This is a genomic window from Bacillus sp. LR_5 (assembly GCF_042709275.1).
Genome location: NZ_JAVAXX010000617.1, coordinates 1 through 1,111 on the forward strand (window position 1 = coordinate 1; position 1,111 = coordinate 1,111).

A 1,111-nucleotide genomic window follows, 5' to 3' on the forward strand; every position below is an offset into this window, starting at 1 on the left:
ATCAGACGTTTGATATTAAGAGAAACTTCACGGCGAAGGTCACCTTCTACTTTCAGTTTGTCAATAATATCACGGATTTTACCAAGTTCTTCTTCAGTAAGATCGCGCACACGAGTATCTTCTGAAACTCCAGCTTCTTTTAAAACTTGCTGAGCCGTTGTGCGGCCAATTCCGAAGATGTATGTTAAAGAAATAACAACACGTTTGTCACGTGGGATATCTACACCAGCAATACGAGCCATTCTCTGGGCACCTCCTTATAAATTATCCTTGTTTTTGTTTATGCTTTGGATTTTCACAGATCACCATTACTTTTCCTTTTCTGCGAATAACTTTACATTTTTCGCAGATTGGTTTAACTGATGGTCTCACTTTCATGTGTTTCCAACCTCCTTCAGTTTCCGGAGTGCTTTATTTGTAACGGTACGTAATCCTGCCACGAGTTAAGTCATATGGAGATAATTCTACCGTAACTTTGTCTCCAGGTAAAATGCGAATGAAGTGCATGCGGATTTTACCAGATACATGAGCCAAAACAGTGTGGCCATTTTCAAGTTCAACTTTGAACATCGCGTTTGGCAGTGTTTCGACTATAGTACCTTCCACTTCAATTACATCGTCTTTCGCCATTCAAGTGTTCTCCCTTCTTCAAATCAGTAACTTGCTTTCTGACAAATTTCAAAAGAAGTTTGTCACACGCCCTGTTTCGTTTATACTGTTCTGAACTTCCGGAGATACGCAATCATAAAGGGTTAAATGATTGATATTCTTTTTCTTAGGAGAATGTAATGTACGCTTTTCTCCGTCTGCTGTTAGTACATTGATGATGGTCAACAACCCCAATGACAACGACAAGATGAATTCGGTCCTGCCAATGTTCATCCAAACTTTCTGCCCTATCAAGCCGGAAAAACATCTGTCTTCGGAATTATTTCATCACCTAGACTCTCGTCAGTATATCAAAACCCGTTTCCGTAATCGCAATCGTATGTTCAAAATGAGCACACTTTTTCCCATCTACCGTTACAACCGTCCAGTTATCAGCCAATGTTTTCACGTAGCGGCTGCCAGCGTTCACCATAGGTTCAATAGCGAGAACCATGCCAGGTTT

3 protein-coding genes and 1 pseudogene are annotated in these 1,111 nt (G+C 40.6%); all 4 read right to left on the reverse strand.

The window, feature by feature from the left end:
* Nucleotides 1-242: 30S ribosomal protein S13 (rpsM, locus tag RAC86_RS38975; protein WP_377886988.1), on the reverse strand; the 242-nt coding region annotated here is incomplete at its 3' end.
* Nucleotides 243-264: 22 nt separating this feature from the next.
* Entirely contained in the window at nt 265-378 is a 114-nt protein-coding gene (gene rpmJ, locus RAC86_RS38980; protein WP_003156543.1) for a 50S ribosomal protein L36, read from the reverse strand.
* 33 nt (nt 379-411) lie between these two features.
* Nucleotides 412-630 (reverse strand): translation initiation factor IF-1, encoded by a 219-nt coding sequence (gene infA / locus RAC86_RS38985; protein WP_003156508.1) that lies wholly within the window; start codon nt 628-630, stop codon nt 412-414.
* Between the two features lie 310 nt (nt 631-940).
* Nucleotides 941-1,111: pseudogene (locus tag RAC86_RS38990) on the reverse strand (type I methionyl aminopeptidase); the annotation flags it as partial.

Excerpts from the sequence above, each read along its gene's own strand:
- rpmJ (WP_003156543.1), bottom strand. The coding sequence starts at position 378 with ATGAAAGTGAGACCATCAGTTAAACCAATCTGCGAAAAATGTAAAGTT.
- infA (WP_003156508.1), bottom strand. The coding sequence starts at position 630 with ATGGCGAAAGACGATGTAATTGAAGTGGAAGGTACTATAGTCGAAACA.